The sequence below is a fragment of the Pseudomonas marvdashtae genome (assembly GCF_014268655.2).
In the GTDB taxonomy this organism is placed as follows: domain Bacteria; phylum Pseudomonadota; class Gammaproteobacteria; order Pseudomonadales; family Pseudomonadaceae; genus Aquipseudomonas; species Aquipseudomonas marvdashtae.
On record NZ_JABWQX020000006.1, the window covers coordinates 29,009 to 55,427 of the forward strand.

Annotated in this window: 23 protein-coding genes; 18 read left to right on the forward strand and 5 right to left on the reverse strand. The window is 60.3% G+C overall.

Translation table 11 applies throughout. From position 1 onward, the window contains the following. Positions 1-74 precede the first annotated feature (74 nt). The 6 genes from HU742_RS25005 (at position 75) to HU742_RS25030 (ending at position 9,176) form a co-directional block, all read left to right on the forward strand. Positions 75-2,012: a type VI secretion system Vgr family protein gene (locus HU742_RS25005; protein ID WP_186615132.1), complete on the forward strand. Its 1,938-nt coding sequence runs from the start codon at positions 75-77 to the stop codon at positions 2,010-2,012. Between the two features lie 18 nt (positions 2,013-2,030). Next, entirely contained in the window at positions 2,031-2,468 is a 438-nt protein-coding gene (locus HU742_RS25010) for a DcrB-related protein (RefSeq protein ID WP_186633585.1), read from the forward strand. Positions 2,469-2,477: 9 nt separating this feature from the next. Next, on the forward strand, positions 2,478-6,956 hold the full coding sequence (locus HU742_RS25015; RefSeq protein ID WP_186643367.1) for an RHS repeat-associated core domain-containing protein: 4,479 nt from the start codon (positions 2,478-2,480) through the stop codon (positions 6,954-6,956). A 33-nt stretch (positions 6,957-6,989) separates the two neighbouring features. Then, complete coding sequence (locus HU742_RS25020; protein ID WP_186633578.1) at positions 6,990-7,577, forward strand: DUF8309 domain-containing protein; 588 nt, start codon at positions 6,990-6,992, stop codon at positions 7,575-7,577. 37 nt (positions 7,578-7,614) lie between these two features. After that, a complete protein-coding gene (locus tag HU742_RS25025) occupies positions 7,615-8,280 on the forward strand; it encodes a hypothetical protein (RefSeq protein WP_186643366.1) in 666 nt (221 codons plus the stop codon). 539 nt (positions 8,281-8,819) lie between these two features. Further along, positions 8,820-9,176: a DUF6124 family protein gene (locus HU742_RS25030; protein WP_186643365.1), complete on the forward strand. Its 357-nt coding sequence runs from the start codon at positions 8,820-8,822 to the stop codon at positions 9,174-9,176. Positions 9,177-9,187: 11 nt separating this feature from the next. Here HU742_RS25030 and HU742_RS25035 read toward each other — a convergent pair whose 3' ends face one another. Together HU742_RS25035 and HU742_RS25040 are read right to left on the reverse strand one after the other, a co-directional pair. Beyond that, entirely contained in the window at positions 9,188-9,838 is a 651-nt protein-coding gene (locus HU742_RS25035; protein WP_186633569.1) for an HAD family hydrolase, read from the reverse strand. A gap of 28 nt (positions 9,839-9,866) precedes the next feature. Further along, positions 9,867-10,412, reverse strand: a complete 546-nt coding sequence (locus HU742_RS25040; RefSeq protein ID WP_186643364.1) for a gamma carbonic anhydrase family protein — start codon at positions 10,410-10,412, stop codon at positions 9,867-9,869. Positions 10,413-10,484: 72 nt separating this feature from the next. On the opposite strand from HU742_RS25040, the gene prlC reads away from it, so the two are divergent. From prlC to HU742_RS25055, 3 genes are all read left to right on the forward strand, one after another. Continuing rightward, positions 10,485-12,563: an oligopeptidase A gene (prlC, locus tag HU742_RS25045; RefSeq protein WP_186643363.1), complete on the forward strand. Its 2,079-nt coding sequence runs from the start codon at positions 10,485-10,487 to the stop codon at positions 12,561-12,563. Further along, positions 12,560-12,838 (forward strand): YheV family putative zinc ribbon protein, encoded by a 279-nt coding sequence (locus HU742_RS25050; RefSeq protein ID WP_186633560.1) that lies wholly within the window; start codon positions 12,560-12,562, stop codon positions 12,836-12,838. Before prlC ends, HU742_RS25050 begins: the two co-directional genes overlap by 4 nt. Positions 12,839-12,954: 116 nt before the next feature. Continuing rightward, on the forward strand, positions 12,955-14,970 hold the full coding sequence (locus HU742_RS25055) for a M3 family metallopeptidase (protein ID WP_186643362.1): 2,016 nt from the start codon (positions 12,955-12,957) through the stop codon (positions 14,968-14,970). On the opposite strand, the gene HU742_RS25060 is transcribed toward HU742_RS25055, so the two are convergent. After that, complete coding sequence (locus HU742_RS25060) at positions 14,946-15,620, reverse strand: phosphatase domain-containing protein (protein WP_186633554.1); 675 nt, start codon at positions 15,618-15,620, stop codon at positions 14,946-14,948. The two genes, HU742_RS25055 and HU742_RS25060, sit on opposite strands and share 25 nt — an antisense overlap. A 179-nt stretch (positions 15,621-15,799) precedes the next feature. Between HU742_RS25060 and HU742_RS25065 the strand changes: the two genes are divergently transcribed. The 3 genes from HU742_RS25065 (at position 15,800) to HU742_RS25075 (ending at position 19,423) form a co-directional block, all read left to right on the forward strand. Next, positions 15,800-16,858: a PA0069 family radical SAM protein gene (locus HU742_RS25065; RefSeq protein ID WP_186633551.1), complete on the forward strand. Its 1,059-nt coding sequence runs from the start codon at positions 15,800-15,802 to the stop codon at positions 16,856-16,858. Positions 16,859-17,070: 212 nt separating this feature from the next. After that, a complete protein-coding gene (locus HU742_RS25070) occupies positions 17,071-17,802 on the forward strand; it encodes a carbonic anhydrase (protein ID WP_186615599.1) in 732 nt (243 codons plus the stop codon). Between the two features lie 91 nt (positions 17,803-17,893). Then, positions 17,894-19,423 (forward strand): SulP family inorganic anion transporter, encoded by a 1,530-nt coding sequence (locus HU742_RS25075; protein WP_186633548.1) that lies wholly within the window; start codon positions 17,894-17,896, stop codon positions 19,421-19,423. 64 nt (positions 19,424-19,487) lie between these two features. Here the strand turns inward: HU742_RS25075 and HU742_RS25080 are convergent, their stop codons facing one another. Beyond that, positions 19,488-20,138, reverse strand: a complete 651-nt coding sequence (locus tag HU742_RS25080; protein ID WP_186633545.1) for a hypothetical protein — start codon at positions 20,136-20,138, stop codon at positions 19,488-19,490. Positions 20,139-20,512: 374 nt separating this feature from the next. On the opposite strand from HU742_RS25080, the gene coxB reads away from it, so the two are divergent. From coxB to HU742_RS25100, 4 genes are all read left to right on the forward strand, one after another. Continuing rightward, positions 20,513-21,640 carry a cytochrome c oxidase subunit II gene (gene coxB / locus HU742_RS25085; protein ID WP_186633542.1) on the forward strand — a complete coding sequence of 376 codons (1,128 nt, stop codon included), beginning with the start codon at positions 20,513-20,515 and terminating at the stop codon, positions 21,638-21,640. Between the two features lie 82 nt (positions 21,641-21,722). After that, positions 21,723-23,315, forward strand: a complete 1,593-nt coding sequence (gene ctaD / locus HU742_RS25090) for a cytochrome c oxidase subunit I (RefSeq protein WP_135843045.1) — start codon at positions 21,723-21,725, stop codon at positions 23,313-23,315. Positions 23,316-23,354: 39 nt separating this feature from the next. After that, the gene (locus tag HU742_RS25095; protein ID WP_186643361.1) at positions 23,355-23,906 is read left to right on the forward strand and encodes a cytochrome c oxidase assembly protein; all 552 of its coding nucleotides are present in this window, start codon (positions 23,355-23,357) and stop codon (positions 23,904-23,906) included. A 24-nt stretch (positions 23,907-23,930) separates the two neighbouring features. Then, the gene (locus HU742_RS25100; RefSeq protein WP_186633536.1) at positions 23,931-24,818 is read left to right on the forward strand and encodes a cytochrome c oxidase subunit 3; all 888 of its coding nucleotides are present in this window, start codon (positions 23,931-23,933) and stop codon (positions 24,816-24,818) included. Between the two features lie 24 nt (positions 24,819-24,842). Here the strand turns inward: HU742_RS25100 and HU742_RS25105 are convergent, their stop codons facing one another. Beyond that, positions 24,843-25,046 carry a twin transmembrane helix small protein gene (locus HU742_RS25105; protein WP_186633533.1) on the reverse strand — a complete coding sequence of 68 codons (204 nt, stop codon included), beginning with the start codon at positions 25,044-25,046 and terminating at the stop codon, positions 24,843-24,845. A 70-nt stretch (positions 25,047-25,116) separates the two neighbouring features. On the opposite strand from HU742_RS25105, the gene HU742_RS25110 reads away from it, so the two are divergent. Both HU742_RS25110 and HU742_RS25115 read left to right on the forward strand, forming a co-directional pair. After that, on the forward strand, positions 25,117-25,854 hold the full coding sequence (locus HU742_RS25110) for an SURF1 family protein (RefSeq protein WP_186633530.1): 738 nt from the start codon (positions 25,117-25,119) through the stop codon (positions 25,852-25,854). Next, positions 25,820-26,413: a PA_0111/PP_0108 family redox-active disulfide protein gene (locus tag HU742_RS25115; protein ID WP_186643360.1), complete on the forward strand. Its 594-nt coding sequence runs from the start codon at positions 25,820-25,822 to the stop codon at positions 26,411-26,413. The genes HU742_RS25110 and HU742_RS25115 overlap by 35 nt, the downstream gene beginning before the upstream one ends. Positions 26,414-26,419: the final 6 nt, after the last annotated feature.

Here is a 26,419-nt window from a genome sequence, read left to right on the forward strand (position 1 = left end):
AACCATGTGGGCGCGCGCTTGCGCCCACATGGAACTCGGCGCCGTCAGCTAATACAACTTGCACGGGACACTCGATGTTATTCAACCAAGCCTCACGCCTGGCAAAAATCACCAGCCCCCTGGGACCCGAGGTGCTGTTGCTCAAGGACATGGGTGGCGGCGAAGAGCTGGGGCGGCTGTTCAACTATGAGTTGCAGCTGCACTCGCTGGACAACGCCATCGATCTCAACCAGGTGCTCGGCAAGCCCATGTGCGTGAGCGTTCAACTGGACGGCGGTGGTGAGCGGCATTTCCACGGCATCGTTGCGCGCTTCAGCCAAAACATCGACCAAGGCCAGTTCGCCAGCTACCAGGCCACGCTGCGACCATGGCTGTGGCTGCTGACGCGCACCTCCGACTGCCGGATTTTCCAGAACCTGACCATCCCGCAGATCATCAAGCAGGTGTTCCGCGACCTCGGTTTCTCGGACTTTGAAGACGCCCTCAGCCGCCCGTATCGCGAGTGGGAATACTGCGTCCAGTACCGCGAGACCAGCTTCGATTTCGTCAGTCGCCTGATGGAACAGGAAGGCATCTACTACTTCTTCCGCCACGAGCAGGGTCGCCATGTGCTGGTGCTGGCCGACGCCTATGGCGCGCACACCACCGTGCCCGGCTACGGTTCGGTGCCTTATTATCCGAAGAACGAGCAGCAGCGCGAACGCGATCATATTCACGACTGGCACCTGGCCCAGGAAGTCCAGCCCGGCTCGCTGGAGCTTAACGACTACGACTTCCAGCGCCCCAGCGCCCGCATCGATGTGCGCTCGGCCATGCCGCGCCCGCATGCCGCCGGTGACTATCCGCTGTATGACTACCCCGGCACCTACGTGCAAAGCGAAGATGGCGAACATTATGCGCGCACCCGCATCGAAGCCTTGCAGACCCTGCATGAGCAGGTCGAGCTGGCGGGCAACGCCCGCGGCCTGGGTTCGGGGCACCTGTTCAGCCTCACCGGCTTCACTCGCCAGGACCAGAATCGCGAATACCTGATCGTCGGCGCGCGTTACTACGTCTCCCAGGAGAGCGGTGAATCCGGTGTCGGCGCGCCTTCGGCGCAATTCGAAAGCAGCCTGACCTGCATCGACGCCCAGCAAAGCTTTCGCCCGATGGCGATTACCCACCGCCCCATCGTCAAGGGACCGCAAACCGCCTTGGTGGTCGGCCCCAAGGGCGAGGAAATCTGGACCGATCAGTTCGGCAGGGTGAAGGTGCATTTCTATTGGGACCGTCACGACCAGTCCAACGAAAACAGCTCCTGCTGGATCCGCGTGTCGCAATCCTGGGCGGGTAAAAACTGGGGTTCGATGCAGATTCCGCGCATCGGCCAGGAAGTCATCGTCAGCTTCCTCGAAGGCGACCCGGACCGGCCGATCATCACCGGCCGCGTCTACAACGCCGAGCAGACCGTGCCCTACGACCTGCCGGAAAACGCCACCCAGAGCGGTATGAAAAGTCGTTCCAGCAAGGGCGGTACGCCGGCGAACTTCAACGAAATCCGCATGGAAGACAAAAAAGGCGCAGAGCAGTTGTACATCCATGCCGAGCGCAACCAGGACATCGTGGTCGAGGTGGATGAAAGCCATTCGGTGGGCCACGACCGCAACAAAAGCATCGGCCACAACGAGACGGTGACCATCGGCAACAACCGGCTGCGTATCGTCAAGCAGGAGGACATCCTGTCCGTGGGCCAGCGCAAGACCGACAGCATCAGCCAGAGCTACGTCATCGAAGTGGGCGAGAACCTGCGCCTGGTCTGCGGAGAAAGCATCTTGGAGCTCAACGCCAGCGGCCAGATCAACCTGACCGGCGTGCAAATCAGCTTCTATGCCAGCGGCGATGCCGAGTTCAACACCGGCGGCGTGCTGCACCTGAACAACGGCGGCGGTCCCGGCGCCACCCCGGACGGCCAGGGCGTCAAGGCAAGCATCGACGCCAACGTCGCCGCCGCGTTCCCGCCGCCCAAGGGCTAACCACGAGATATATGCCCCATGACTTACCGTCTCAACGAATTCCAGCTCCAGCTACCGCCCAGCGAACTGCTGGACGCCTCGATCAACATCCTCAAGTTCCCCGAATTGGGTACGTCCTTGATCGTCAGCCGCAGCCTGTTGGCCGAGGGTGAAACCTTGCAAAGCAACCTGGATGACCAGCTCAAGCGCCTGGAAAAACAAGTCCAGGACCTGCGCTGCCAACCAGGCGCCACGTTGCGTGTGGGGGCCAATCAGGAAGTCGAAGCCATCGAACTGCGCAGCCAGTTCAACAAGGGCAACGAAAAGGTCTTCCAGTTTCAATTGGCGCTGGTACTGCCAGGTACTCGCAAGATGCTTGCCTTGAGTTACGTGAAGGCCGAGAAGCTGGGGGATGCTGAGGCGGCACATTGGGCGACGATCAAGGGTTCGCTGATTTTCGACGCTCCGGCCGGATGAGCAACGTGCATGTCTGACGCACTCTGGGCCGCCCGACTGGGCGATGCGTTGAACCACACCTCGATGATGGCCGACATCCTCGGCGGCGTGCTGGAAGTGGCGGCGAACATTGCAATCACGGCCGTGGCGACGGCTGCCGTAGTGGCGGCCACGGGTATTACCGTGGTCACCGGCGGGCTGGGTTGCTTCGTCCTCGGCTTGGTGGTGGGCACGATTGTCGGCCTGGCCATGAGCAAGACCGGGGCCGACAAGGGCCTGAGTAATATATGCGAGGGCATCGGCAACGCCCTCTTTCCGCCCACGGTGCAGGCCAACATTCTTACCGGCTCCACCGACACCCTCACCAACAACATCCCCGCCGCTCGCGCCGCCGGAGCGATTGAGTCCCACGTTGCCCCCGCCGGTACGGAGCTGGAGGCCCCCGAGCCTGAAGAAGAACCCAGCTACCTGGACATGGCCGGGAATTTTTTCTCGCAGATGTGGCGCCCCACCGTTGCCTCGCCCGCCCCTGGCGCCGTGCCCAAGCCGGAAGACTTGGTCATCTGCATGAAGCACCCGCCGATGCCACCGCAGTTCATGGCCGAAGGCTCGGACAAAGTCACCATCAACAGCCAGCCCGCCGTGCGCAGCGGTGACCGCAGCACCTGCGATGCGACGGTGGTGTCGTCCGGGCTGATTTCCCCTGACGTGACCATTGGCGGTGGTTCGGTGGTGGTGCGCGAGATTCGCAGCGGCAAGACGCCGGGCGTCGGCCTGGCGGTCACCGCGCTGCTGATGCTCAAGGGCGGCAAAGGCAAGTTCTTCAGCAAGCTGCCGTGCATGTTGGTGGGCGGCGCGGTGTCCATGGCCGCCAGCAGCGCGGCGAACGCGGCCGCCAATGCGGCCATGGGTTCGTCGAACCCGGTGCACGCCGCCACCGGCGCCAAAGTGCTGGGCGGTGACGAGGAGCTGGATTTCGTCTTGCCCGGCATCCTGCCCATCGATTGGCAGCGCGTGTACAACAGCCGCGACGAACGCCGCGACAGTTTGTTCGGCGCCGGCTGGAGCGTCGCCTACGAAGTCCAAGTGGAAATCCTGCCCCACCCCGAGGGCGGCGAAACCCTGATCTATACCGACGAACAGGGCAGGCCCATCGACATGGGCTCCATCCCCTTGGGCGGCGCGGTGTTTAGCGCCGGCGAAGGCCTGGCCGTGCGCCGTCATGTGAACGGGCAACTGTTGATCGAGAGCGAAGACGGCCTTTACCGTTTGTTCGAACCTTCGCCAGCCAACCCATCACATTTGCGGCTGAGCCAACTGGGCGACCGCAACGACAACCGCATCCACCTCGACTACGACGACGCCGGACGCCTGGTGCGACTGCGCGACACCTTCGACCTGGTGCAGGTCGAGCTGATCCGCGAAGGCGAACGCGTCGCCCACATCGAGCGCCTCTACCCCGACCAATCCCGCGAAGTGCTGGTCAGCTACGCCTACGACGCGGCGAACACCCTCGCCGAAGTGAGCGACGCCACCGGCCAGGTGCAACGGCGCTTCAGCTACGACGCCGGGCAACGAATGGTCGAGCACCAGTTGCCCACCGGCCTGCATTGCTTTTACGAATGGGCCTTGATCGACGACCAGGAATGGCGCGTGGTCCGGCACTGGACCGACGAAGGCGACGCCTACCAGTTCGACTATGACCTCAAGGCTGGCATCACCCGCATCAGCGACAGCCTGCAACGGGTCAGCATTCGGTACTGGAACAGCCAGCACCAGATCACCCAGTACAGCGACAACCTCGGCCAGACCTGGTTGTTCGAATGGAACGATGAGCGCCAGTTGCTCAGCGCCACCGATCCACAGGGCGGCCAGTATCAATTCAGCTACGACGACGCCGGCAACCTGATCAGCGAAACCGACCCGTTGGGCCGCAGCGAATCCACCCTCTGGCTCGAACACTGGGCCCTGCCGCTGGTGGACACCGACGCCGCCGGCCAAAGCTGGAAGTACCGCTACGATCAACGCGGCAACTGCACGGCGCAAACCAACCCGCTGGGCCACATCACCCGCTACCGCTACGACGCCCACGGCCAGGTCGTGGAAATCATCGACGCCACCGGCAAAAGCAAGAAGCTACGCTGGAACCCGTTCGGCCAATTGGTGGAACACGTGGACTGCTCGGGTTATCCGACGCGTTTCAGTTATGACCAGCGGGGTTATTTACAGGTCATTACCGATCCGCTTGGCGAACGGATAACCTTCACCTACGACACCATGGGCAGAATCCTCAGCCGCCAGTTGCCCGATGGTCGTATCGAGCATTTTCAGCGCAATCTCTGCGGGCAACTGACGGCGCATACCAATCCGTCTGGCCATACCACCCATTATCAGTACAGCCCTCGCGGCCGAATTCACCAGCGAACGGATGCCCACGGTCGCAACGTGCAGTTCAGCTATGACCACTACGCACGACTGCAATCGCTGACCAACGAGAACGGCGAGCGTTATCGGTTTGCCTGGGATGCTAATGATCGTCTGGTCGAGCAGACGGATCTTGATGGGAGCGCCCATCGTTATGACTACGATGTACTCAACAGCATTACCCGCGTCACCTCGCTGCCTGCGCAATATGGTGACGGGCTCGGTGTCGTCCCGCAAACACCGCAAGCACCCATTATTCATTGTCTGGAGCGTGACGCCGTGGGGCGTCTGGTTGCCAAGATTACAGATGATGGCCGCACCGAATACACCTACGATCCGCTGGACCGACTCATCGCAATTACGTTCAGGGATACCCAGGGCCACGAACAGAAGCTGGCTTACCTCTATGACGCCGTGGGCCAGCCACTCGAAGAGCAAAGCTCAGCCGGCAGCTTGAAACATCGCTACGACGAACTCGGCAATCTCATCCAGACCCAACTGGCTGATGGCCGCTGGATCAACCGCCTGTATTACGGCAGCGGCCACCTGCACCAGATCAACCTCGACGGCCAGGTCGTCTGCGACTTCGAGCGTGATCGGTTGCATCGTGAGGTCCTTCGCACCCAGGGTCAGATCAATACCAGGACTGAATATGATCGTGGAGGGCGCTTGCGTTCACGCGTTCGACGTTCAAACAGCCAGCCACGGTCATTGCCTGGAACGGGGCAAACACATTTCGAATTCGACCCTGGCGACAACCTGATAAGCCGCCTCGAACAAAAAAAAGGTGCTACGTCTCGACAACTGTTTCACTACGACGCCACCGATCGAATCATTGCCAGCCAAAACATCGCTCAAGGGCAGCATGAAGCTTTTGCCTATGATGCGGCAGCCAACCTGTTGGACGGCCCGCAACCCAGTGCCGGCCTGGTCGTGCATAACAAATTATTGACCTACCGAGACAAACGTTATCGGTATGACGGCTTCGGTCGACTGATCGAAAAACGCAGTGCTAGCCGAGGGGTTCAACGATTCAAGTACGACGCTGAAAGCAGAGTGATCGAAGTACGAAACCAGCATGCCGCCCGCGAAACCATCGTCACGATGAGCTATGACCCGTTAGGTCGTCGCATTGAAAAAACCGAGCGAGACAGCCATGGCTATCCATTAGGCACCACTCGCTTTGTCTGGGACGGTTTGCAACTGGTCCAGGAACACCGCAATAGCCAGACCAGCCTGTACCTCTACGAAGATGAAAGCTATGAGCCGCTGGCACGCGTAGATGGCATTGGGGCCCTGCAAAAGGTCAGGTACTACCACAACGACCCCAACGGGTTGCCGCAAGAATTGACCGAACAGGACGGGCGCCGCGTCTGGCAGGCCAGCTATTACGTTTGGGGTAATACCGCCGAAGAAATTCGCGAGCCTTACTACATCGAAGAACAGAACCTGAGGTTCCTGGGACAATACCTGGACCGGGAAACCGGGTTGCACTACAACACGTTCAGATTTTACGACCCTGACATCGGTCGGTTTATTACGCCGGACCCCATAGGACTCGCTGGGGGCCTGAATCTCTATCAGTATGGCCCTAACCCAATGGGCTGGAGTGACGCATGGGGGCTGGCGGGCAGTCCGACCACAGCGACCCACATCACCTACTTGGGCGTCGATAAGGCGACAGGAAAACCCTACGTAGGCTATGCCAGCATGCAAGGCAAGCAGGTAGGTTCAGACGTGCTGAACTATCGCTATGGATCAAACTTTGACCGCTTTGGTGGCCAGGCACCTCAAGTCCTGCATACCGCCTACGGACAGGACGGCAAGGACACTACCCGAGGACTCGAGCAACGCGTTTATGAAGGCTTGGGTGGAAAAGACGGCACCGCCAACGCGCAGAACCCAGTCGGCAAAGGCAATGCCCGAAGGGACAAATACCTGGCGGCGGCGGATAAACATCTGTCCAAGACACCGGCAGGCAAGGCGCTGGATAAACGTATCAAAGCGGCAAATAAAGCCATAGCCAAAGCCGCCGCCAAAGGGGCCAGCAAAGGTCGAGGAGCACGGGCAGGCCGGTGCTCGTGAGCATCATCAATATATTCGGAATGGAGTGAACCCATGGCCAAGCGCATCACCTTGAAGGAAGGCGATCTAGTCAGCCTCAAACTGCGAGACGATTTATACACCTTGGGTCAAATGACCAAGCATTCAGTCATGCGTTTTTACGACGTGAAAAGCGAGGATGGCACCTGGCCCGACCTCGTACTGGATAACAGCATGATTTTATTCAGCGGCTTCGTAGGGAAAGTGATTACCCAACGGCTGGCGGTGGAAAAACTAACCTGCACAACCTCCTTGATCCTGTCAGACCATGAACGTTATTGGCTCAGGCCACACGTCAACTTCGAAGGTGGTTTCCCGTTTCGGGGCGCCGACCTGATCGATATCGGCACAGATTGCGCTGCCGATTACAGCTTGGTGCCCGCACTGAAAGAAGATCTGACGCTTTCGAAAAACCGCGACGTCATTGAGAAATACGAGCTCACCAATATGTGGGGGGATGAAGACTTGAGCGACAGGTTGTGCCGCTATTTCGATACTGGCGTTAACCGCGACGATCTGAAGTTCGAAGTCTTCCCAGGGCTTTGGACGGACCGTGAGAGCCTAAGGCCGTTAACCCGCCGCTTACCTGTGCCGCTTCGATAGACCGGCGGCGTGAGCGGGCTTTAAGGCATTCAAGACCATGATCTTAAAAGAAATCTACCTGTACCCCGACTTGGGCGAATTCAGCGACGAAATTATTCATCCGTTTCGCGACCAAAGCCGCTCGATCTGCAATTTTCTTGAGCGCCACCTGAGTGCAGAAAAATTCGAAACGCCGAACTTCAAGAAAATCTGCTTTGTCGGCACGCGCCAAGCCGTCGACGAGCCCTATGTAAACTCCAGCGGCGCGCTCATCGTCAATGTCAGCCTGGATACCGAACAGTATAAAAAATGCACATCGGTCAACGAGCTCAATGAGCTCTTTATACAACTGTTGCTGGAAGGCCTGGAAAAATGCCGCCCACACATTGCCTTGCCCCTTGATTTGCTGAAAAACGCAATGGATGAGTTCCGCCGCAACCACTATAAAAACGAGTGGACTTTCAAGCAGAAAAAAATAAAAGGGTCTGACTATGTCTGCGCCCTGGAGTGCCAGTTAACCATCGACTGCTTCCTCATGAACCTTAAGGTCTTGAGGAAAGACACAGCAGTACTCGATAAAGAAATTCTGCGAACCGCACCCGACGAAATAGCGTTCGGTCCGTACCTCAAAGACCTCAAGGAAGAAGGCGGCAGAATCAAGGTCATCGACAAATCGGGCGTGGCCTTCTACACCACCACGGTTTCTAGCTTGGACAAGCTTTGACAGCTGTCCAAAGGGCGAAATGCCGATCGAGCCAACACCACAGGGCCTGATCCGAAACACAGATCTCGTGGCGAGGGAGCTTGCTCCCGCTGGGTGGCGAAGCCGCCCCAAAAAGGCCGGCGCATTCCTACAGAAAAACCGCTGCGCCATTGAGCGAGAGCACGCTTCCTCGCCCCAAATCCTAGGCATTACGAAGGCTTGTTTATTCTCCCTCCGCAACGCCTCCACCAAGCTACGCATCCTTGCGCCATTGCCTACAACTACGCCAGAATCCGCTGGCTTGTGCGCCTTGCCCCCGGGGCCTATCGTCTTCCTGCCACTGCCCACCAGTGGTCGGGTTTAGTAGCCCGAGGTTTTCCGCAAGATGCACGAGCTATCCACTCAGGCAGGTGTTCCAATTCCTGTCCTTGATGGTGGCTGTGCGCAGGGCGCTTCGGCGCGCCGGCAATGCTGGAATCCCCGGTCTACTAACCTGCGTACAGCCGCCACCCTTCTTTTAGTAGGGAAAGGGTCGCGGCCCAACTCAAGGATTCCAGCTTATGTTCAAAATAACTCCAAACCCTCCGGAAACGGACAACTCCGCGCAAACCAAATCCAAAGCCAAAAAGCACGACGAAACCACCAAACGCGTCTTGGATCACTACCTGCTACCCAAACCGGAAAAGTCCGAAGATGCATCCAAACCGGACCCGCTCTTCACCGTGTCAAAAAAAGCCGACAACGAATGCCTGCTCGCCAACCTCAGCGAAAACCTGGCATCCGCCGACGCGATGATCAGCAACCTGGCCTTCGACCTGGAAGGCCCCCGCCGCCACATTGCCCTCGGCATTCAGCAACTGATCGAACTGAGTTCAATGCTGGCCAGCCGTGTGCTGGATAACGTCGACCCACGCTAATCGCCACACCGTCACCCCCGCAAAAACGCCCGGTGCAACTCATCCAGCGTCTGGAAATGATGCACCGGGTTTTCAGCGCTCAGCTCTTCGAAACTGCCAAACCCATACCCCACCGCCGCCGCGTCCAGGCCGTTGCTGCGGGCGCCGATCAGGTCGTGTTTGCGGTCGCCGATCATCAGGGTGTTGCTCGGGTCGAGGTTTTCTTCGGCCATCAGGTGAGCGATAAGCTCGACTTTATTGGTTCGGGTGCCGTCCAGTTCGCTGCCGTAGATCACCTTGAAGTGTCGGGCGAAGTCGAAATGGCGGGCGATTTCCCGGGCGAAGACCCAGGGTTTGGAGGTGGCGATGTACAGCTGCCGACCCTGGCCGCCGAGGGTTTCCAGCAGGGGCAGCACTCCATCGAAGACGCGGTTCTCGTAAAGGCCGGTGACCTTGAAGCGTTCACGATAGAAGTTCACCGCTTCCCAGGCCTTCGCTTCGTCGAAGTCATAAAACTGCATGAACGCCTGCAACAGCGGCGGACCGATGAAGTGTTCGAGGCGGGTCAGGTCGGGCTCATCGATGCCCAGTTTGCTCAAGGCGAACTGGATCGAACGAGTGATGCCTTCCCGTGGGTCGGTGAGGGTGCCGTCGAGGTCGAACAGTACGGTTTGGTAGTGCATGAAAAATCCTGGGCAATGGCGGGACGGTTCAGGGCTGGTCGTAGCCTTCGGCCAGATGCAGATCCTTGAGTTTTACGTAGTTCGCCGCGCTGTAGGTGAAAAAGGCCCGCTCCTTATCGGTCAGCGGCCGGACCTGCTTCACCGGGCTGCCGACATAAAGGAAGCCGCTTTCCAGGCGTTTGCCCGGCGGCACGAGGCTGCCGGCGCCAATGATCACGTCATCCTCGACCACGGCGCCGTCCATGACGATGCTGCCCATGCCGATGAGGATCCGGCTGCCGACGGAGCAGCCATGGAGCATGACCTTGTGGGCGATGGTCACGTCGTCGCCAATCAGCAACGGGAATCCATCGGGGTTGAACGGACCGGCGTGGGTGATGTGCAGCACGCAGCCGTCCTGGACACTGGTGCGGGCGCCGATGCGGATGCGGTGCATGTCGCCGCGAATGACCGTCAGCGGCCAGACGGAGCTGTCTTCGCCGATTTCGACGTCGCCGATCACCACCGCGGTGCTGTCGACAAAAGCCCCACGGGCAAGCCGCGGGCTGTGGTTCTGGTACGTGCGAAGGGTCACGATAGGCTCTCTCTTATCCGGTGATAGGCGCTGCTAGCTGCGGTGAACGTCGATTGTAATTAAGATGGGCGCATGTTTCTTCCAGCCAAGGTGTCAACCGTGAGCGTGAACAACCCTCTTTTGCAGCCCTACGACCTGCCACCATTCTCGGCGATCCGTGCCGAACACGTGCAACCGGCCATCGAGCAGATTCTGGCTGACAACCGTGCCGCCATCGCCGAAATCCTCAAGACCCAAGTCCAGCAGCCTACCTGGGCCAGCCTGGTATTGGCGATGGACGAGCTCAATGATCGCCTGGGCGCTGCCTGGAGCCCGGTCAGTCACCTGAACGCCGTGCGCAACAGCCCGGAATTGCGTGAAGCCTACGAGGCTTGCCTGCCGGCGCTAAGTGCCTACTCCACCGAGCTGGGCCAGAACCGCGAGCTGTTCCAGGCGTTCGAAGCCCTGGCGAACAGCCCCGAGGCGGCCGGTTTTGATGTGGCGCAGAAAACCATCCTGGAACACTCCCTGCGCGACTTCCGCCTGTCGGGTATCGACCTGCCGCCCGAGCAGCAGAAGCGCTACGCCGAAGTGCAGAGCAAACTGTCCGAGCTGGGCAGCCGCTTCTCCAACCAACTGCTGGACGCGACCCAGGCTTGGACCAAGCACGTCACAGACGAAGCCGCCCTCGCCGGCCTGACCGACTCGGCCAAGGCGCAAATGGCCGCCGCGGCCCAGGCCAAAGGGCTGGACGGCTGGCTGATCAACTTGGAATTCCCCAGCTATTACGCGGTGATGACCTACGCCGAAGACCGCGCCCTGCGCGAAGAAGTCTATGCGGCCTACTGCACCCGTGCCTCAGACCAAGGCCCGAATGCTGGCCAGAACGACAACGGCCCGGTGATGGAGCAGATCCTCGACCTGCGCCAGGAACTGGCCAAGCTGCTGGGTTTTGCCAACTTCGCAGAACTGAGCCTGGCAACCAAAATGGCCGAATCCAGCGATCAGGTGCTCAGCTTCCTGCGCGACCTGGCCAAGCGCAGCAAGCCGTTCGCCGCCCTGGACCTGGAACAGCTCAAAGCCTATGCCGCCGAGCAGGGCTGCCCCGACCTGCAAAGCTGGGACAGCGGTTTCTACGGTGAAAAACTCCGCCAGCAGCGTTACAGCGTGGCCCAGGAAGCCCTGCGCGCCTACTTCCCGATCGACAAGGTGTTGAGCGGCCTGTTCGCCATCGTCCAGCGCCTCTATGGCATCGAGATCGCCGAGTTGAAAGGCTTCGACAGCTGGCACCCGGACGTGCGCCTGTTTGAAATCAAGGAGAACGGCCAGCACGTTGGTCGCTTCTTCTTCGACCTCTACGCCCGCGCCAACAAGCGTGGCGGTGCCTGGATGGACGGTGCCCGCGACCGTCGTCGTACCTTCGAGGGCGTCCTGCAAAGCCCCGTTGCCAACCTGGTGTGCAACTTCACCCCGGCTGACAGCGGCAAGCCGGCGCTGTTGACCCATGACGAAGTCACCACCCTGTTCCACGAGTTCGGCCATGGCCTGCACCATCTGCTGACCCGCGTCGAACATGCCGGCGTGTCCGGCATCAACGGCGTCGCCTGGGACGCCGTCGAGCTGCCAAGTCAGTTCATGGAAAACTGGTGCTGGGAGCCCGAAGGCCTGGCGCTGATTTCCGGCCATTATGAAACCGGCGAACCGCTGCCCCAGGACCTGCTGGAGAAAATGCTCGCGGCGAAAAACTTCCAATCGGGCCTGATGATGGTCCGCCAGTTGGAGTTCTCGTTGTTCGACTTCGAGCTGCATGCCACCCACGGCGACGGCCGCAGCGTGCTGCAAGTGCTCGAAGGCGTGCGCGACGAGGTGTCGGTGATGCGCCCACCGGCCTACAACCGCTTTCCGAACAGCTTTGCGCATATCTTCGCCGGCGGCTACGCGGCGGGTTACTACAGCTACAAGTGGGCAGAAGTGCTGTCGGCCGATGCCTTCTCCAAATTCGAGGAAGACGGCGTGCTCAACGCCGACACCGGTCGCGCCTTCCGCGAGGCAATCCTGGCCCGTGGCGGCTCCCAGGAGCCGATGGTGCTGTTCGTCGACTTCCGTGGCCGTGAGCCGTCGATTGACGCACTCTTGCGCCATAGCGGCCTGAGCGAGGACGCGGCAGCATGAGCGAGGGGCCTGTGATTACCAAACGACGCTTTATCGCCGGGGCGGTCTGCCCGGCATGCAGCGAGCCGGACAAGCTGATGATGTGGAACGAAGATGGCGTGCCGCACCGTGAATGTGTCGCCTGCGGTTATTCCGACACACTCAACGAGCAAGGCCTGTCGGTGCCCAAGGAATTGGGCACCCGGGTCAACACCTCGGCGCTGAAGACACCTGACGTGAAGGTCCAGGCGGTACAGTTTTTCCCAAACCCCAAGTTGAAGAAAAAAACCGACTGAAATCTTCGGCATCACCTTCCGGGCCGCCTGGCCCGGAAGCGATACTTATATACCGCCGCATCAACCCCCTTCCTCTTCAGACTGGTCCGACACGTTCAGACTGACAGGAAGTCTCCATGCACCCCACCGAAAACCCGCTGTTACAGCGCCATGACCTGCCGCCTTTTTCTAAGATTCAAGCCGAACACTTTTCCCCGGCCCTCGATCAGATAATCACCGAGAGCCGCGCCAAAGTCGCCGAGATCATCAAGACCCAAGCACCCTTCCCCACGTGGGACGATTTGGTGCTGGCCATGGATGAAATTCATGCGCGACTCAAGGGATTTGGTTATGTGCTGGAGCGCTTGGCTACCACCAGGACCGAAGAAGCCTGGGAACAGGTTTCGCTCGACTGCACCCCACGCTTGCAGCAGTTCAAGCGGTCGTTGAGGCAGAACGCCGAGCTGTTTCAGCTCTATCAACGCTTGGCGGACAGCGAGATCGCCAAGCATTTCTCCTCGGTGAGAACGAGAACCCTGGAAAAGATCCTCAGGCAGTTTCGCCGCGACGGACTGGGGTCCGATTCGCAGCCGGCCCTGAAGGACTTGCAACTGCGCATCCAAGGCGCCCGTAGCCTGTTCCTGGAACATTTGCATGAGGCCAACAAAGCCTGGAACCGAACATTCGATGATCAAGCCCGATTGAGTGGCCTGCCGCTTTCCTTCAGGCAGCGAATGGCCGAGCAGGCTCGTGAACAGGGGCGCACGGGATGGTTGCTGACCCTCAATGAGGAATCGTTTCGCATCGTCATGCGTTACGCGGACGATGCCGTGCTGCGCAAGCAGGTATATGTCGCCTACAGCACGCGCGCGTCCGATCAAGGGCCACATGCCGGCGTGTACGACAACGGCGATGTGCTGTGGCAGTTGCTCAGGGATCGTCATGAGTTGGCCACCCTGCTGGGCTATTCGAATTACGCTCAGTTGGCGCTAGAACCGGAACAGGCTCGGTCGCCGGAAGAGGTCCAAGCATTCCTGCAAGGCATGCTGCAACAGCAGGAAAGCGTGTTTATCGAAGACGCCGCGCAGTTGCAGGCATTTGCTGAAACCCAAGGTTTCAGCGGGCTGCAGCCCTGGAATTATCGATATCTGGCGCAAAAACTCCGCCATCGAATGACGGGCGTCTCGGAACAGACCGTCAGCGCCTGGTTTGAGTTGGAGTCGACATTTTCACAGCTATTGCTGATGGCAAAGGACCTGTTCGGCGTGGACATCATCGAACGTCGGGACGTGGCTACTTGGCATCCGCAGGTGCGCCTTCTTGAGGTTCGCGAACGGGGCGAGATCCTCGGCTACCTATATTTCGATCCGTTCGAGGACGCCAACCAGGATAGCTTCCCCAACACCAGCACCCTGCGAAACCGCCGCATCACCGCCGAGGGACGGCCCCGCTATCCGATTGCCACGCTGCACGGCTGGTTGCCGCGTGTTCCTGGTGACAGCCCCGTGCTGCTGGACCATCGTCAACTGCGAGTGCTTTTTCACGAACTGGGCCATTGCTTGCACCATGTGTTGAGCCTGGTCGAGTACCGTGCGGTGTCGGGCATTTCCGAACTGTCCCGGGATGCCGCCGAATTTGCTGGCGTATTGTTCGAACAATGGTGTTTCTCCAAGGAATGCCTGGTTCGGTTGTCCAGGCATTACCAAACTGGCGCGCCCCTGCCAGAGACGATCGCCGATCAGTTGCTGGCATATCTCGGCATGCAGACCAGTTGGGACACGGCTGCGTTCTTGCGCGATGCCTTATTCGACATGGAGCTGCACCGCAGCCATGGCGACGGGCGAACGGCCCAGCAGGTATTTGATCAAGTCAACGCGCAAGTCGGGCATCTACCGGTGTTTGCAAACGAACGCTGGCCCAACGGCCTGGATTACATCGTCACGGGGTATGCGGCCGGCATCTATGCCTATGCCTGGTCGAAACGGCTGGCCGACATTGTGTTCAAGCGATTCAAACGCAACGGGCTATACGATAGGCAGACGGCCAAAGCCTTGCGCGAGGCGATCTTCGAACGGGGCGATTCACGGCCGCTGTCCGAGTCCATCGCCGCGTTCCTGCAAGCGACCGATCATCGTGCCGGCGCGGGCTCCTGAGGGTCGAGGTGGTGTGCGGTGGTCGTTGAGTTCACCCAGCTTTTCAACGAGCAGAGCGCGAAGACGCTGGTGCTGCAATCGCCGTTCTTCAAGGCGAGACGAAGCTTATCCACATCAGCCTGCATCACATACCGAACGCCATCCTTGAAGTGGTGGCTGTCGCCGAATCCGCCTTCGGTCATTTCGTCCAGGGCGTCTTCCTTGCTCCAGCCCTGGACGACCACCCTGTACATGGCGGCCACCAACCCGGTGCGGTCCGAGCCGTGCTTGCAATGCATCAGCACCGGGCCGTTGGCCTCGGCGGCCTGGACGGCGCGCAAGGCGTTGAGGATGTCGCTGTCGTCGACGTGATTGGTGCGATAAGGCAACTGCACTTGCCGGATGCCAGAGGTCGACAACCAGTTGGCATCCGAGTCGGGCAGGAATGTAATGACGGTGCCGATGTTGAATTTGGCCAGCAAGGGCAATGCAGCGCCGTCCGGCAAGGCGCTGCGATAAAGCGTGGGCGACATCTGGAACAGGTGGTAGCGCTCGGCCACTGGCTGGGCCCATTCATCGGGCCTCTGCGCACCATCGGCGGCTTGCGCCCCGGAGTCGGCCACCGCGAGCAAGGCCAGGCAGAGCATCAACACGGAGAAGCGCTTGGACATGACGTTAACCAGCAATTTGGAAAGGCTGCAGTCTCGGCTCGCTCCGGTTAAAGACCTGTGAGAAAGATGTCAACGCGCTGTGAATCAGCCAGGGGCCGAGGGCGCGGCCTGCCGAATGGCACTGGCCTAAACCGGATTCTCGCAATACTGTATGCACATACAGTTTTCGGAGTATCCCCATGTCCGTCTCCCTACCGCCCCGCGGTCGCGGCACCGCCACCAACCCGCATAACCGCTTCGCCCCGAGTCGTTCGGTGGTTGAGGATGACGGTTGGTACCAGGAAGTCCCGCCCACCCAAGGCACCGAGGTGCGCATCGAAACGGCGAAGACCATCATCACCCGCAATACCTCGCCGGACATTTCGTTCGACCGCTCGATCAATCCTTACCGTGGCTGCGAACATGGCTGTATTTATTGCTACGCGCGGCCCAGCCATGCCTATTGGGACATGTCGCCCGGACTCGATTTCGAAACGAAGCTGATCGCCAAGACCAACGCCGCCGATGTGCTGGAAGAACAATTATCCAAGCGCGGCTATCAATGCGCACCGATCGCCCTGGGCTCCAACACCGACCCCTACCAGCCGATCGAGCGCGAGCAACGGATTACCCGCCGGATCCTTGAGGTGCTGCTGCGCTATCGGCATCCAGTGACCATCGTCACTAAAGGTTCGCTGGTCCTGCGGGACTTGGACCTACTGACCGAGCTGGCGCAACAGCGCCTGGTCAAGGTGATGATCAGCCTCACCACCCTGGACGATGAACTCAAACGTATCCTCGAACCGCGCGCGGCAGCACCCAAGGCGCGCTTGCGGGCGATCAAAGTGATGCGCGAAGCGGGCATTGCGGTCGGCGTGCTGTGCGCGCCGATCATCCCGATGATCAATGACAGCGAAATCGAAAGCCTGCTGACCGAAGCCCGGGCCGCCGGCGCGCAGACCGCCTCCTACGTCATGTTGCGCCTGCCGCTGGAAGTGGCGCCGCTGTTTGAAGAGTGGCTGCAGGCGCACTATCCGCAACGCGCCGCTCACGTGCTCAGCCTCGTGCGCCAGAGCCGCGGCGGTGAGCTGTACGACAGCCGGTTTGGTGCGCGAATGCGCGGCGAGGGACCTTTTGCCGACCTGTTGGCCCAGCGCTTCAGCAAAATGCTGAAGCGTTTGAGCTTTGATCGACGCGATAGCTACAATCTTGACTGCGATGCGTTCTGTCCGCCGGGCCGACAGATGTCATTGATTTAACTGCAATTGGCGTTAAATTGAATCTTTGGCCATGGCTGGACAAACGCGCCGGAACGGCCTGTTTATGCCTTGTAAGACACGGTTTAGAGCCTTCGATTCAGTTTGAGTTAAGTTTCGGCGGCTACCTTGTTCAGCGAGTGACTGACGGGTCGGGCATCTCGACCTGGATGTTTTTTAACCAGCCACTGGCGTAACCGTCAAGAGGATGAATTATGAGTGACAAGGATAAACAGCCGTTGGCTGCGTCGGCTTCAGCCCAACCCGAGGCGGAAACCGCCGATGCAGCGCTGCAGCATATAGTTGACGGCTTTTTGCATTTCCATCACGAGATCTTTCCCCAGCAGGAAGAACTCTTCAAGAAACTCGCCACCGCCCAGACACCACGGGCGATGTTCATCACGTGCGCCGATTCGCGCATCGTGCCCGAGCTGATTACCCATAGCTCCCCCGGCGACCTGTTCGTGACCCGTAACGTCGGCAACGTCGTTCCACCTTATGGGCAAATGAACGGCGGCGTTTCCACCGCCATCGAATACGCCGTGCTGGCCCTCGGTGTGCAACACATCATCGTCTGCGGCCATTCCGATTGCGGCGCCATGCGCGCGGTGCTCAACCCCGACACCCTGGAAAAAATGCCCACGGTAAAAGCCTGGCTGCGCCACGCCGAAGTGGCCAAGACCATGGTTCACGACAACTGCCCGTGCGGTGATGAGAAGCAGACCATGCCCATCCTCACCGAAGAGAACGTGATCGCGCAGTTGCAGCATTTGCGAACGCACCCCTCGGTGGCTTCTCGCATGGCCAGCGGCCAGTTGTTCATCCATGGCTGGGTGTACAACATCGAGACCAGCGAGATCAAAGCCTTCGACGCGGATCGCGGCTGTTTCCTGCCGCTCGATGGCAGCCACCCGATACCGGTGGCGACGCCCAAAGCGCGCTTCTAAGCGCTCCTAAAAATCCTTGCATGGTTCGAGCCTTCCCGCTTTTTCGCGGGCGGGCCTCGCCATGCCTGAAGAAATCTTCGGGAGAGTCGCCATGCGTGCTGCTCAATTAAAAGCTGTTCTGCCACGGGAGCTCTTGGCTTCCGTGGTTGTGTTTCTGGTGGCGCTGCCCTTGTGCATGGGCATCGCTATCGCGTCCGGGCTGCCGCCCGCCAAAGGTCTGATCACCGGCATCATCGGTGGACTGGTGGTCGGTTTCCTGGCCGGGTCGAAGCTGCAAGTCAGCGGTCCAGCCGCCGGCCTGGCGGTGTTGGTCTTCGAGCTGGTGCGCCAGCATGGCGTGGCAATGCTCGGGCCGATCCTGCTGCTGGCCGGTCTTCTGCAGCTATTGGCCGGACGCTTTCGCCTCGGTTGCTGGTTCCGGGTCACCGCGCCTGCGGTGGTGTACGGCATGCTGGCCGGTATCGGCGTGCTGATCATTTTGTCCCAGGTCCATGTGATGCTCGACGCAGCGCCCAAGCCCTCGGGACTGGATAACCTGGCGGCGTTCCCCGCGGCAGTGGCCCAGGCTTTGCCGTCGTTCGGCTGGCAGGCGGGTCTGCTCGGTCTTTCGACAATTGCCGTGATGTGGCTGTGGGAAAAATTTCGTCCGCACAGTTTGCGCTTCGTTCCCGGCGCCCTGCTCGGCGTCGGCCTGGCAACGGTTGCGAGCCTGTTGCTGGCGTTGCAGGTCAAGCGCGTGGAAGTCCCAGAAAATATGGCCGAAGCCATCGACTGGCTGCGCCCGGCCGATCTGCTGAACCTGGCCGACCCGTCGGTACTGATCGCGGCGTTCGCCGTCGCTTTCATCGCCAGCGCCGAAACCTTGCTCTCGGCCGCCGCCGTGGACCGAATGCACAGCGGCGAGCGCGCCGATTTCGACCGCGAACTGTCCGCCCAAGGTATCGGCAACATGCTCTGTGGCTTGCTCGGCGCCCTGCCGATGACGGGTGTGATTGTGCGCAGTTCCGCCAACGTGCAGGCCGGCGCAACCACGCGGATGTCGACGATCTTCCACGGCCTGTGGCTGCTGCTCTTCGTGCTCCTGTTGTCCAGCGTGCTGCAAAGCATTCCGGTGGCGAGCCTGGCGGGCGTGTTGGTGTACACCGGTTTCAAACTGGTGGACCTCAAGGCGTTTCGCAGTCTGGGCCGTTATGGGCGAATGCCGATGTTTACCTACGCCGCGACGGCGCTGGCAATCATCTTCACCGACCTGCTGACCGGCGTGCTGATCGGTTTCGGCCTGACCTTGGCGAAACTGGCGTGGAAAGCCTCGCGCCTGAAGATCAGCCTGATCGATCTGCCCCAGGACGGTGAGATGGAATTGCGCCTGGTGGGCGCGGCAACCTTCCTGAAGGTACCCGCGCTGACCCAAGTGCTGAATGCCGTACCGGAAGGCGCGACCGTGCATGTGCCGCTCAACAACCTGAGCTACATCGACCACTCGTGCCTGGAATTGCTGGAGGAATGGGGCCGGGCGAATGCCAGCAAGGGTTCGAAGCTGTTGATTGAATCGCGCGGACTCAAGCGCCGGCTGGAAGGACGATTGCGTACAACCGTTGGGGTGGGCGCAACGGCTTCCTGACATCTCCATCAAGAACCCTGGAAGCGAGCTGGCTCGCTTCCAGGGTTCTCGCTGTCGCTACGGATCAAGCCGCCGGCTGATCCAACTCCAGACCCACGCCCAAGCGGCGTGACATGCACGGCCAGCGCTTCCAGGCCGCGCCGGTTTCCGGGCTGCTGAGTTTCTCGCGGTAGGTTTCTACCGACTCCAATGCAAACGTCTCGTCGTTGAGCATCTCATCGAACGTGTGATGCACCACCTCATCGAGTTGGTTGGCAAATGCCTCACCAATCAACTGGTGCGCAATCAGATTGGCCACCGTCATGTCCAAGGGAATCAGCGGCTGGCCGAAATGCTTGATGTACAGGTCGTTGACCTCTTCGACAAACCGGTGCGCCAGGTAAGCTTCGTCCAACAGGCTGTCGAGCCCGACATGCCCGGCCATGATTGTCGGCGGCTGGAGGAAGTACTGTTCGGCAATTTTCAGTACGGGTTTGATTTGCGACTCGATACCTGCCTCCTTGGCGACGTCATTGGCGGCGTCCAGCAGGTCGGGCACTTCTTCGATGTAGGCAGCGACAAACCGCGCCAAGACGTCATTGGCGTCGGCGTCCGGCAATTGGATGGCACGGTGCAGGCTCGGCAGCTGGGCCGTCAGTTGGCGGCTCAACAGGCCGGTCTCGGCCTCGTGTTGTTGGGCTTTTTGGATCTGCTCGCGCAATGCGGCGGTGTTCATGACAACTCCAGGAAACAACGGCAATGAAATAGGAATGACATAACTTAGCTGGCGCAAATCGACTCCTAAGACCTATTTTTCATAACTGCCCCTTCCTTGATGCGTCGCTGTTATATCGGTTTGCCATCACTCAGGTTCGCATCCTTCTCCATTCGTGGGCTCTAGCGCAAGCCCCGGCTGTTTCAAACGATTTACGCCATCGCGTTGCGAGGTTGCAGGTGCTGTCTATACTCGGGTTGGAATGGAGTTAGCTGATGACACCCGATTGCAAGTGCAGCAAGGCGCGGCGAGTCAAGTAAGCAGTCTGCAATAGCCGATCCCTTGCCGCAGGCGTTAAGCCTACGGGATAACAAGAACGATAAGGGGAACCCGCAATGACGCGACATCCACACGTATGGATGGGCCTCCTGTTGTGGTCGATTTTCAGTCAGGCACAAGCGGCCTGGACTGTGAATATGGCGCCTGGAGCGACACAGATCAGCAACGCAGTATTCGACCTGCACATGACCATCTTCTGGATTTGTGTGGTCATCGGGGTCATCGTCTTCGGCGCCATGTTCTGGTCGATGATGATGCACCGCCGCTCAACCGGCCAGAATGCCGCGCACTTCCACGAAAACACCCGCGTCGAAATCCTCTGGACCATCGTGCCCCTGCTGATCCTGGTGGCCATGGCGGTTCCGGCGACCGCCACCCTGATCAAGATGTACGACTCCAGCGAGTCGGAAATCGATATCCAGGTCACTGGCTATCAATGGAAGTGGCATTACAAATACCTGGGCCAGGACGTCGAGTTCTTCAGCAACCTGGCGACCCCCGCCGAACAAATCCATAACCAGAGCGCCAAGGGCGAGCATTACCTGCTGGAAGTCGACAAGCCGCTGGTGCTGCCGGTCGATGCCAAGGTGCGCTTTCTGGTGACCTCCGCCGACGTGATCCACTCCTGGTGGGTGCCGGCCTTCGCGGTCAAGCGCGACGCCATTCCCGGGTTCGTCAACGAAGCCTGGACCCGTGTCGACAAGCCCGGCCTGTATCGCGGCCAATGCGCCGAACTGTGCGGCAAGGACCACGGGTTCATGCCGATCGTGGTGGAGGTCAAGAGCAAGCCCGACTACGAGAAATGGCTGGGCGAACGCAAGGCCGAAGCCGCGCAGCTCAAGGAGCTGACCAGCAAGGAATGGACGCGCGAAGAACTCGTCGAGCGTGGCGACAAGGTCTATCACACCACCTGCGTGGCCTGTCACCAGGCCGAAGGCCAGGGCCTGCCGCCGATGTTCCCAGCGCTCAAGGGCTCGAAAATCGCCACAGGGCCGATCAAGGATCACCTGGACATCGTCTTCCACGGCAAGCCCGGCACCTCCATGGCGGCGTTCGGCAAGCAGTTGTCGGAAGTCGATATTGCCGCCGTCGTGACCTATGAACGCAACGCCTGGGGCAACAACAAGGGCGACATGGTGACGCCTAAAGAAGTGCTGGAACTCAAACAGGCGGACAGCCAATGAGCCGGCCTGACGTTTGTTCCCGTAACCGGTCGGGGCTCATCGTCCCGCACCGTCCAGCCCACTCGTTCGAAGGAGACAGGACATGAGTGCTGTGATCGATGACCACGGTCATGCCGGTGCCGACCACGCCCACGGCCCCGCCAAGGGCCTGATGCGCTGGGTACTGACCACCAACCACAAGGATATCGGCACGCTGTACCTGTGGTTCGCGTTCTCGATGTTCCTGTTGGGCGGCTCGTTCGCCATGGTGATCCGCGCCGAGCTGTTCCAGCCTGGCCTGCAGATCGTCCAGCCGGAGTTCTTCAACCAGATGACCACCATGCACGGCTTGGTGATGGTCTTCGGCGCGGTCATGCCGGCGTTCGTTGGTCTGGCCAACTGGATGATCCCGCTGATGATCGGCGCGCCGGACATGGCCCTGCCGCGCATGAACAACTTCAGTTTCTGGTTGCTGCCGGCGGCGTTCCTGATGCTGGTGTCGACGTTGTTCACCCCCGGCGGCGGGCCTAACTTCGGCTGGACCTTCTATGCCCCGCTGTCCACCACCTACGCGCCGGAAAGCGTGACGTTCTTCATCTTTGCCATCCACCTGATGGGCATCAGCTCGATCATGGGCGCGATCAACGTGGTCGCCACCATTCTCAACCTGCGTGCCCCAGGCATGACCTTGATGAAGATGCCACTGTTCGTCTGGACCTGGCTGATCACCGCATTCCTGCTGATCGCGGTAATGCCAGTGCTGGCCGGTTGCGTGACGATGATGCTGATGGACATCCACTTCGGCACCAGTTTCTTCAGTGCCGCCGGTGGTGGTGACCCGGTCTTGTTCCAGCACGTGTTCTGGTTCTTCGGCCACCCCGAGGTGTACATCATGATCCTGCCGGCTTTCGGTGCCGTCAGCTCGATCATCCCGGCCTTTTCCCGCAAGCCGCTGTTCGGCTACACCTCGATGGTCTACGCGACGGCCGCGATTGCGTTCCTGTCGTTTATCGTCTGGGCGCACCACATGTTCGTGGTCGGCATCCCCCTGGTGGGCGAGCTGTTCTTCATGTACGCCACCCTGCTGATCGCCGTGCCTACCGGGGTGAAGGTGTTCAACTGGGCGAGCACCATGTGGCAAGGCTCGCTGACGTTCGAGACGCCGATGCTGTTTGCCGTGGCGTTTGTGATCCTGTTTTCCATCGGCGGGTTCTCCGGGCTGATGCTGGCCATCGCCCCGGCGGACTTCCAGTACCAGGACACCTACTTCGTGGTTGCGCACTTCCACTACGTGCTGGTGCCTGGCGCGATCTTCGGGATCTTCGCCTCGGCCTACTACTGGCTGCCGAAATGGACCGGCCACATGTACGACGAAACCCTCGGCAAGCTGCATTTCTGGCTGTCGTTCGTCGGCATGAACCTGGCGTTCTTCCCGATGCACTTCGTCGGCCTGGCGGGCATGCCCCGGCGGATCCCCGACTACAACCTGCAGTTCGCCGACTTCAACATGGTCTCGTCCATCGGCGCGTTCATGTTCGGCACCACGCAGATCTTCTTCCTGTTCATCGTGATCAAGACCATCCGTGGCGGCGAGCCGGCACCGGCCAAGCCGTGGGATGGCGCCGAAGGGTTGGAGTGGAGCGTGCCGTCGCCGGCGCCGTATCACACCTTCACCACGCCGCCGGAAGTGAAATGAACACCGCTACCCTAGGGTTTTCGATGAGGGCCGGACGCCATGGCTGATTCGATTTCACTGAAAAAACTGGTCACCCGCCTGCTGCTGGTGGTGGTGGCCATGTTCATCTTCGGGTTTGCCCTGGTGCCGATCTACGACGTGATGTGCAAGGCGTTCGGCATCAACGGCAAGACCGGCGGGCAGTACGAGGGCGAGCAGACCGTCGACGAATCGCGGCAGGTGCGGGTGCAGTTCCTGTCGACCAATTCCGTGGACATGGTCTGGGACTTCTACCCCAAGGGCGATCAATTGGTGGTCCAGCCGGGGGCGGTCAACGAGATGGTGTTCGTCGCCCACAACCCCACCAACCGGCCAATGAGTGCCCAGGCGGTACCGAGCATCGCACCGAGCAACGCCGCGGCGTATTTCCACAAGACCGAATGTTTTTGTTTTACCCAGCAAGTGCTGCAACCCGGCGAACGCATCGAAATGCCCATGCGCTTCATCGTCGACCGGGACATGCCCAAGGAAGTGAAGCACCTGACGCTGTCCTACACGCTGTTCGACATCACTGCCCGTCATCCACCGGTGGCCGTAAACACTGAGCGATAGCGTGCCCGATAAGGAGAACAATAAATGGCAACTCACGAACACTATTACGTTCCGGCCCAGAGCAAATGGCCGATCATCGCCACGGTCGGGATGTTCGTCACGGTGTATGGCCTGGCAACCTGGTTCAACGACCTGAAAGCCGACCGCCCGGACTCCAACGGCCCGCTGATCTTTTTCGTCGGCGGCCTGCTGGTGGCCTACATGCTGTTTGGCTGGTTCGGCGCGGTCATCAAGGAAAGCCGCGCCGGGTTGTACAGCGCACAGCTCGATCGCTCGTTCCGCTGGGGCATGAGCTGGTTCATCTTTTCCGAAGTGATGTTCTTCATCGCCTTCTTCGGTGCGCTGTTCTATGTGCGCACGATCTCGGCGCCGGGATTGGCCGGAGAAGGCAGCAAGGGCTTGTCGGAGATGCTCTGGCCGAACTTCGAGTACGTCTGGCCGCTGCTGAACAACCCCGATCCGAAACTCTTCCCACCGCCCAAGGACGTGATCAGTCCCTGGGGCCTGCCGCTGCTCAACACTATCCTGCTGGTCACCTCCAGCGTCACCGTGACCATCGCCCACCATGCCCTGAAAAAAGGTCATCGCGGTGCGCTGAAAATCTGGCTGGCGATCACCGTGCTGCTGGGTTGCGCCTTCCTGGGCTTCCAGGCCGAGGAATACATCCACGCCTATAAAGAGCTGGGCCTGACCTTGGGCTCGGGGATCTACGGCGCGACGTTCTTCATGCTCACCGGGTTCCACGGCGCCCACGTCACCATCGGCACGATCATTTTGTTCGTGATGCTGATGCGCGTCATGCGCGGGCATTTCGACAACGAGCATCAGTTCGGCTTCGAGGCCGCGAGCTGGTACTGGCACTTCGTCGATGTGGTGTGGATCGGCTTGTTCTTCTTCGTCTACATACTTTGAAGCAACCGTTATCAGGGCGGCTCTTTACCAAGGAGCATGCGACACCAGTTGGCCGCTGAAAAAGCCCCAGGCAATCAAGCCGACGGTGACGACGGCCAAGCTGACTCGAATCGCCAGGGCGATGACCAGGCGATTGGAATTGCTTTCGTCCTTGACCAGAAAAAACAGGCCGCTGAACAGGCTGGCAACCGTGGCGATCAGCATCAGGGCGATGGCTGCTTTGAGCATTAGGGACACTCCGGGGGGACGCGATGCACGTGAGTATAGCTATCTCGTTCAACAGCTTTTGGACGGCGCCATGAAAGGCTTCCGGCCGGGCATCGTGCCGTCATTGGTGGTCGCCGTGCTGGTGCCGGTGATGGTGTGCCTGGGGTTCTGGCAATTGAGCCGGGGCGAACAGAAGCGCGTGCTCATGGACACCTACGCCGAGCGTCGCGTGGCGGCGCCGATGGACAGTGCCGAACTGCAACGCACGGCGGACCCGGCCTTTCGCCCCGTCAGCCTGCACGGCCAGTTCGACGCCGAGCACAGCCTGCTGCTGGATAACCGCCAGCACGACGGCAAGGTCGGGGTCGAGTTGCTGCAACCGTTCCTCGACCATGCCACCGGACTGTGGCTGCTGGTCAATCGTGGCTGGCTGCCGTGGCCTGATCGCCGCACCCCGCCGGTCTTCAGCACCCCCGGACAAACGGTCGACTTGCAGGCGTGGGTCTATGTCGCGCCTGGCGCCACGTTCCAATTGCATGCCGACCCGGCCAGCGCACCGTGGCCGCGACTGGTCACCACCGTCGAGCCGGACAAGCTCTGGGCCGAACTGGGCCGCGGCGGTTTCGCCTATGAGTTACGCCAACAAAGCGGCCCCGGCGCCTACCGGACCGATTGGCCGGTCGTGGCCATGGGGCCGGAAAAACACCTCGGTTATGCCGTGCAGTGGTTTGCCATGGCGGCGGCACTGTTCGGTCTTTTCCTTTATCTCGGATGGCACAACGCAGGGAGACACCATGGGCACCACCATGAATCCAACCAACATGTCTGAGGCACCCACGGCGCGCAGCCGGCGCAAGGGGCGCGTGCAATTGCTGTTGATTGTGCTGGGCGTGATCGGCCCGATGATCCTGGCCACCGGCATGTACAAATTCCAGTTCTGGGTGCCCGACAGCCGCAGCTACCACGGCGAGCTGATTGGCAATGGCCAGACCCGCGCGGAGATTGGCGTACAGGCCGACGAGCAACGCTGGCAGATCCTCGTCACGGCGCCGCAGGAATGTTCGGTGGATTGCCGGCAATTGGTCTATCTGGCCCGGCAGGTACAGATCGGCCTGGGCCGCGAGGCCGGACGCGCCAGCCATGCGCTGGCGATTGCGCAACCGCTGGACGCCGAATACGACGCCCAACTGCTGCGCGAATATCCGCAATTGCAGCGCTACCCGCTGGACCTGCCGGCGTATCAGAAAGGCGCCCAGGGCTCCGGCGGCGCGCAACTGTGGATCATCGACCCCCACAGCAACCTGGTGCTGCGCTACGACGCCCGGGTCAAGGGCAAGGACCTGCTCAACGATCTGAGGCACCTGCTGAAATTGTCCAACATCGGATAAGGGCAT

Coding starts and splice junctions, on each gene's coding strand:
- HU742_RS25030 (WP_186643365.1), top strand. CDS start 8,820: ATGTTCAAAATAACTCCAAACCCTCCGGAAACGGACAACTCCGCGCAA.
- HU742_RS25055 (WP_186643362.1), top strand. CDS start 12,955: ATGCACCCCACCGAAAACCCGCTGTTACAGCGCCATGACCTGCCGCCT.
- coxB (WP_186633542.1), top strand. CDS start 20,513: ATGACGCGACATCCACACGTATGGATGGGCCTCCTGTTGTGGTCGATT.
- HU742_RS25095 (WP_186643361.1), top strand. CDS start 23,355: ATGGCTGATTCGATTTCACTGAAAAAACTGGTCACCCGCCTGCTGCTG.
- HU742_RS25100 (WP_186633536.1), top strand. CDS start 23,931: ATGGCAACTCACGAACACTATTACGTTCCGGCCCAGAGCAAATGGCCG.
- HU742_RS25110 (WP_186633530.1), top strand. CDS start 25,117: ATGAAAGGCTTCCGGCCGGGCATCGTGCCGTCATTGGTGGTCGCCGTG.
- prlC (WP_186643363.1), top strand. CDS start 10,485: ATGTTTCTTCCAGCCAAGGTGTCAACCGTGAGCGTGAACAACCCTCTT.
- HU742_RS25020 (WP_186633578.1), top strand. CDS start 6,990: ATGGCCAAGCGCATCACCTTGAAGGAAGGCGATCTAGTCAGCCTCAAA.
- HU742_RS25050 (WP_186633560.1), top strand. CDS start 12,560: ATGAGCGAGGGGCCTGTGATTACCAAACGACGCTTTATCGCCGGGGCG.
- HU742_RS25010 (WP_186633585.1), top strand. CDS start 2,031: ATGACTTACCGTCTCAACGAATTCCAGCTCCAGCTACCGCCCAGCGAA.
- HU742_RS25065 (WP_186633551.1), top strand. CDS start 15,800: ATGTCCGTCTCCCTACCGCCCCGCGGTCGCGGCACCGCCACCAACCCG.
- HU742_RS25105 (WP_186633533.1), bottom strand. CDS start 25,046: ATGCTCAAAGCAGCCATCGCCCTGATGCTGATCGCCACGGTTGCCAGC.
- HU742_RS25015 (WP_186643367.1), top strand. CDS start 2,478: ATGTCTGACGCACTCTGGGCCGCCCGACTGGGCGATGCGTTGAACCAC.
- ctaD (WP_135843045.1), top strand. CDS start 21,723: ATGAGTGCTGTGATCGATGACCACGGTCATGCCGGTGCCGACCACGCC.
- HU742_RS25035 (WP_186633569.1), bottom strand. CDS start 9,838: ATGCACTACCAAACCGTACTGTTCGACCTCGACGGCACCCTCACCGAC.
- HU742_RS25115 (WP_186643360.1), top strand. CDS start 25,820: ATGGGCACCACCATGAATCCAACCAACATGTCTGAGGCACCCACGGCG.
- HU742_RS25075 (WP_186633548.1), top strand. CDS start 17,894: ATGCGTGCTGCTCAATTAAAAGCTGTTCTGCCACGGGAGCTCTTGGCT.
- HU742_RS25070 (WP_186615599.1), top strand. CDS start 17,071: ATGAGTGACAAGGATAAACAGCCGTTGGCTGCGTCGGCTTCAGCCCAA.
- HU742_RS25060 (WP_186633554.1), bottom strand. CDS start 15,620: ATGTCCAAGCGCTTCTCCGTGTTGATGCTCTGCCTGGCCTTGCTCGCG.
- HU742_RS25080 (WP_186633545.1), bottom strand. CDS start 20,138: ATGAACACCGCCGCATTGCGCGAGCAGATCCAAAAAGCCCAACAACAC.
- HU742_RS25025 (WP_186643366.1), top strand. CDS start 7,615: ATGATCTTAAAAGAAATCTACCTGTACCCCGACTTGGGCGAATTCAGC.
- HU742_RS25005 (WP_186615132.1), top strand. CDS start 75: ATGTTATTCAACCAAGCCTCACGCCTGGCAAAAATCACCAGCCCCCTG.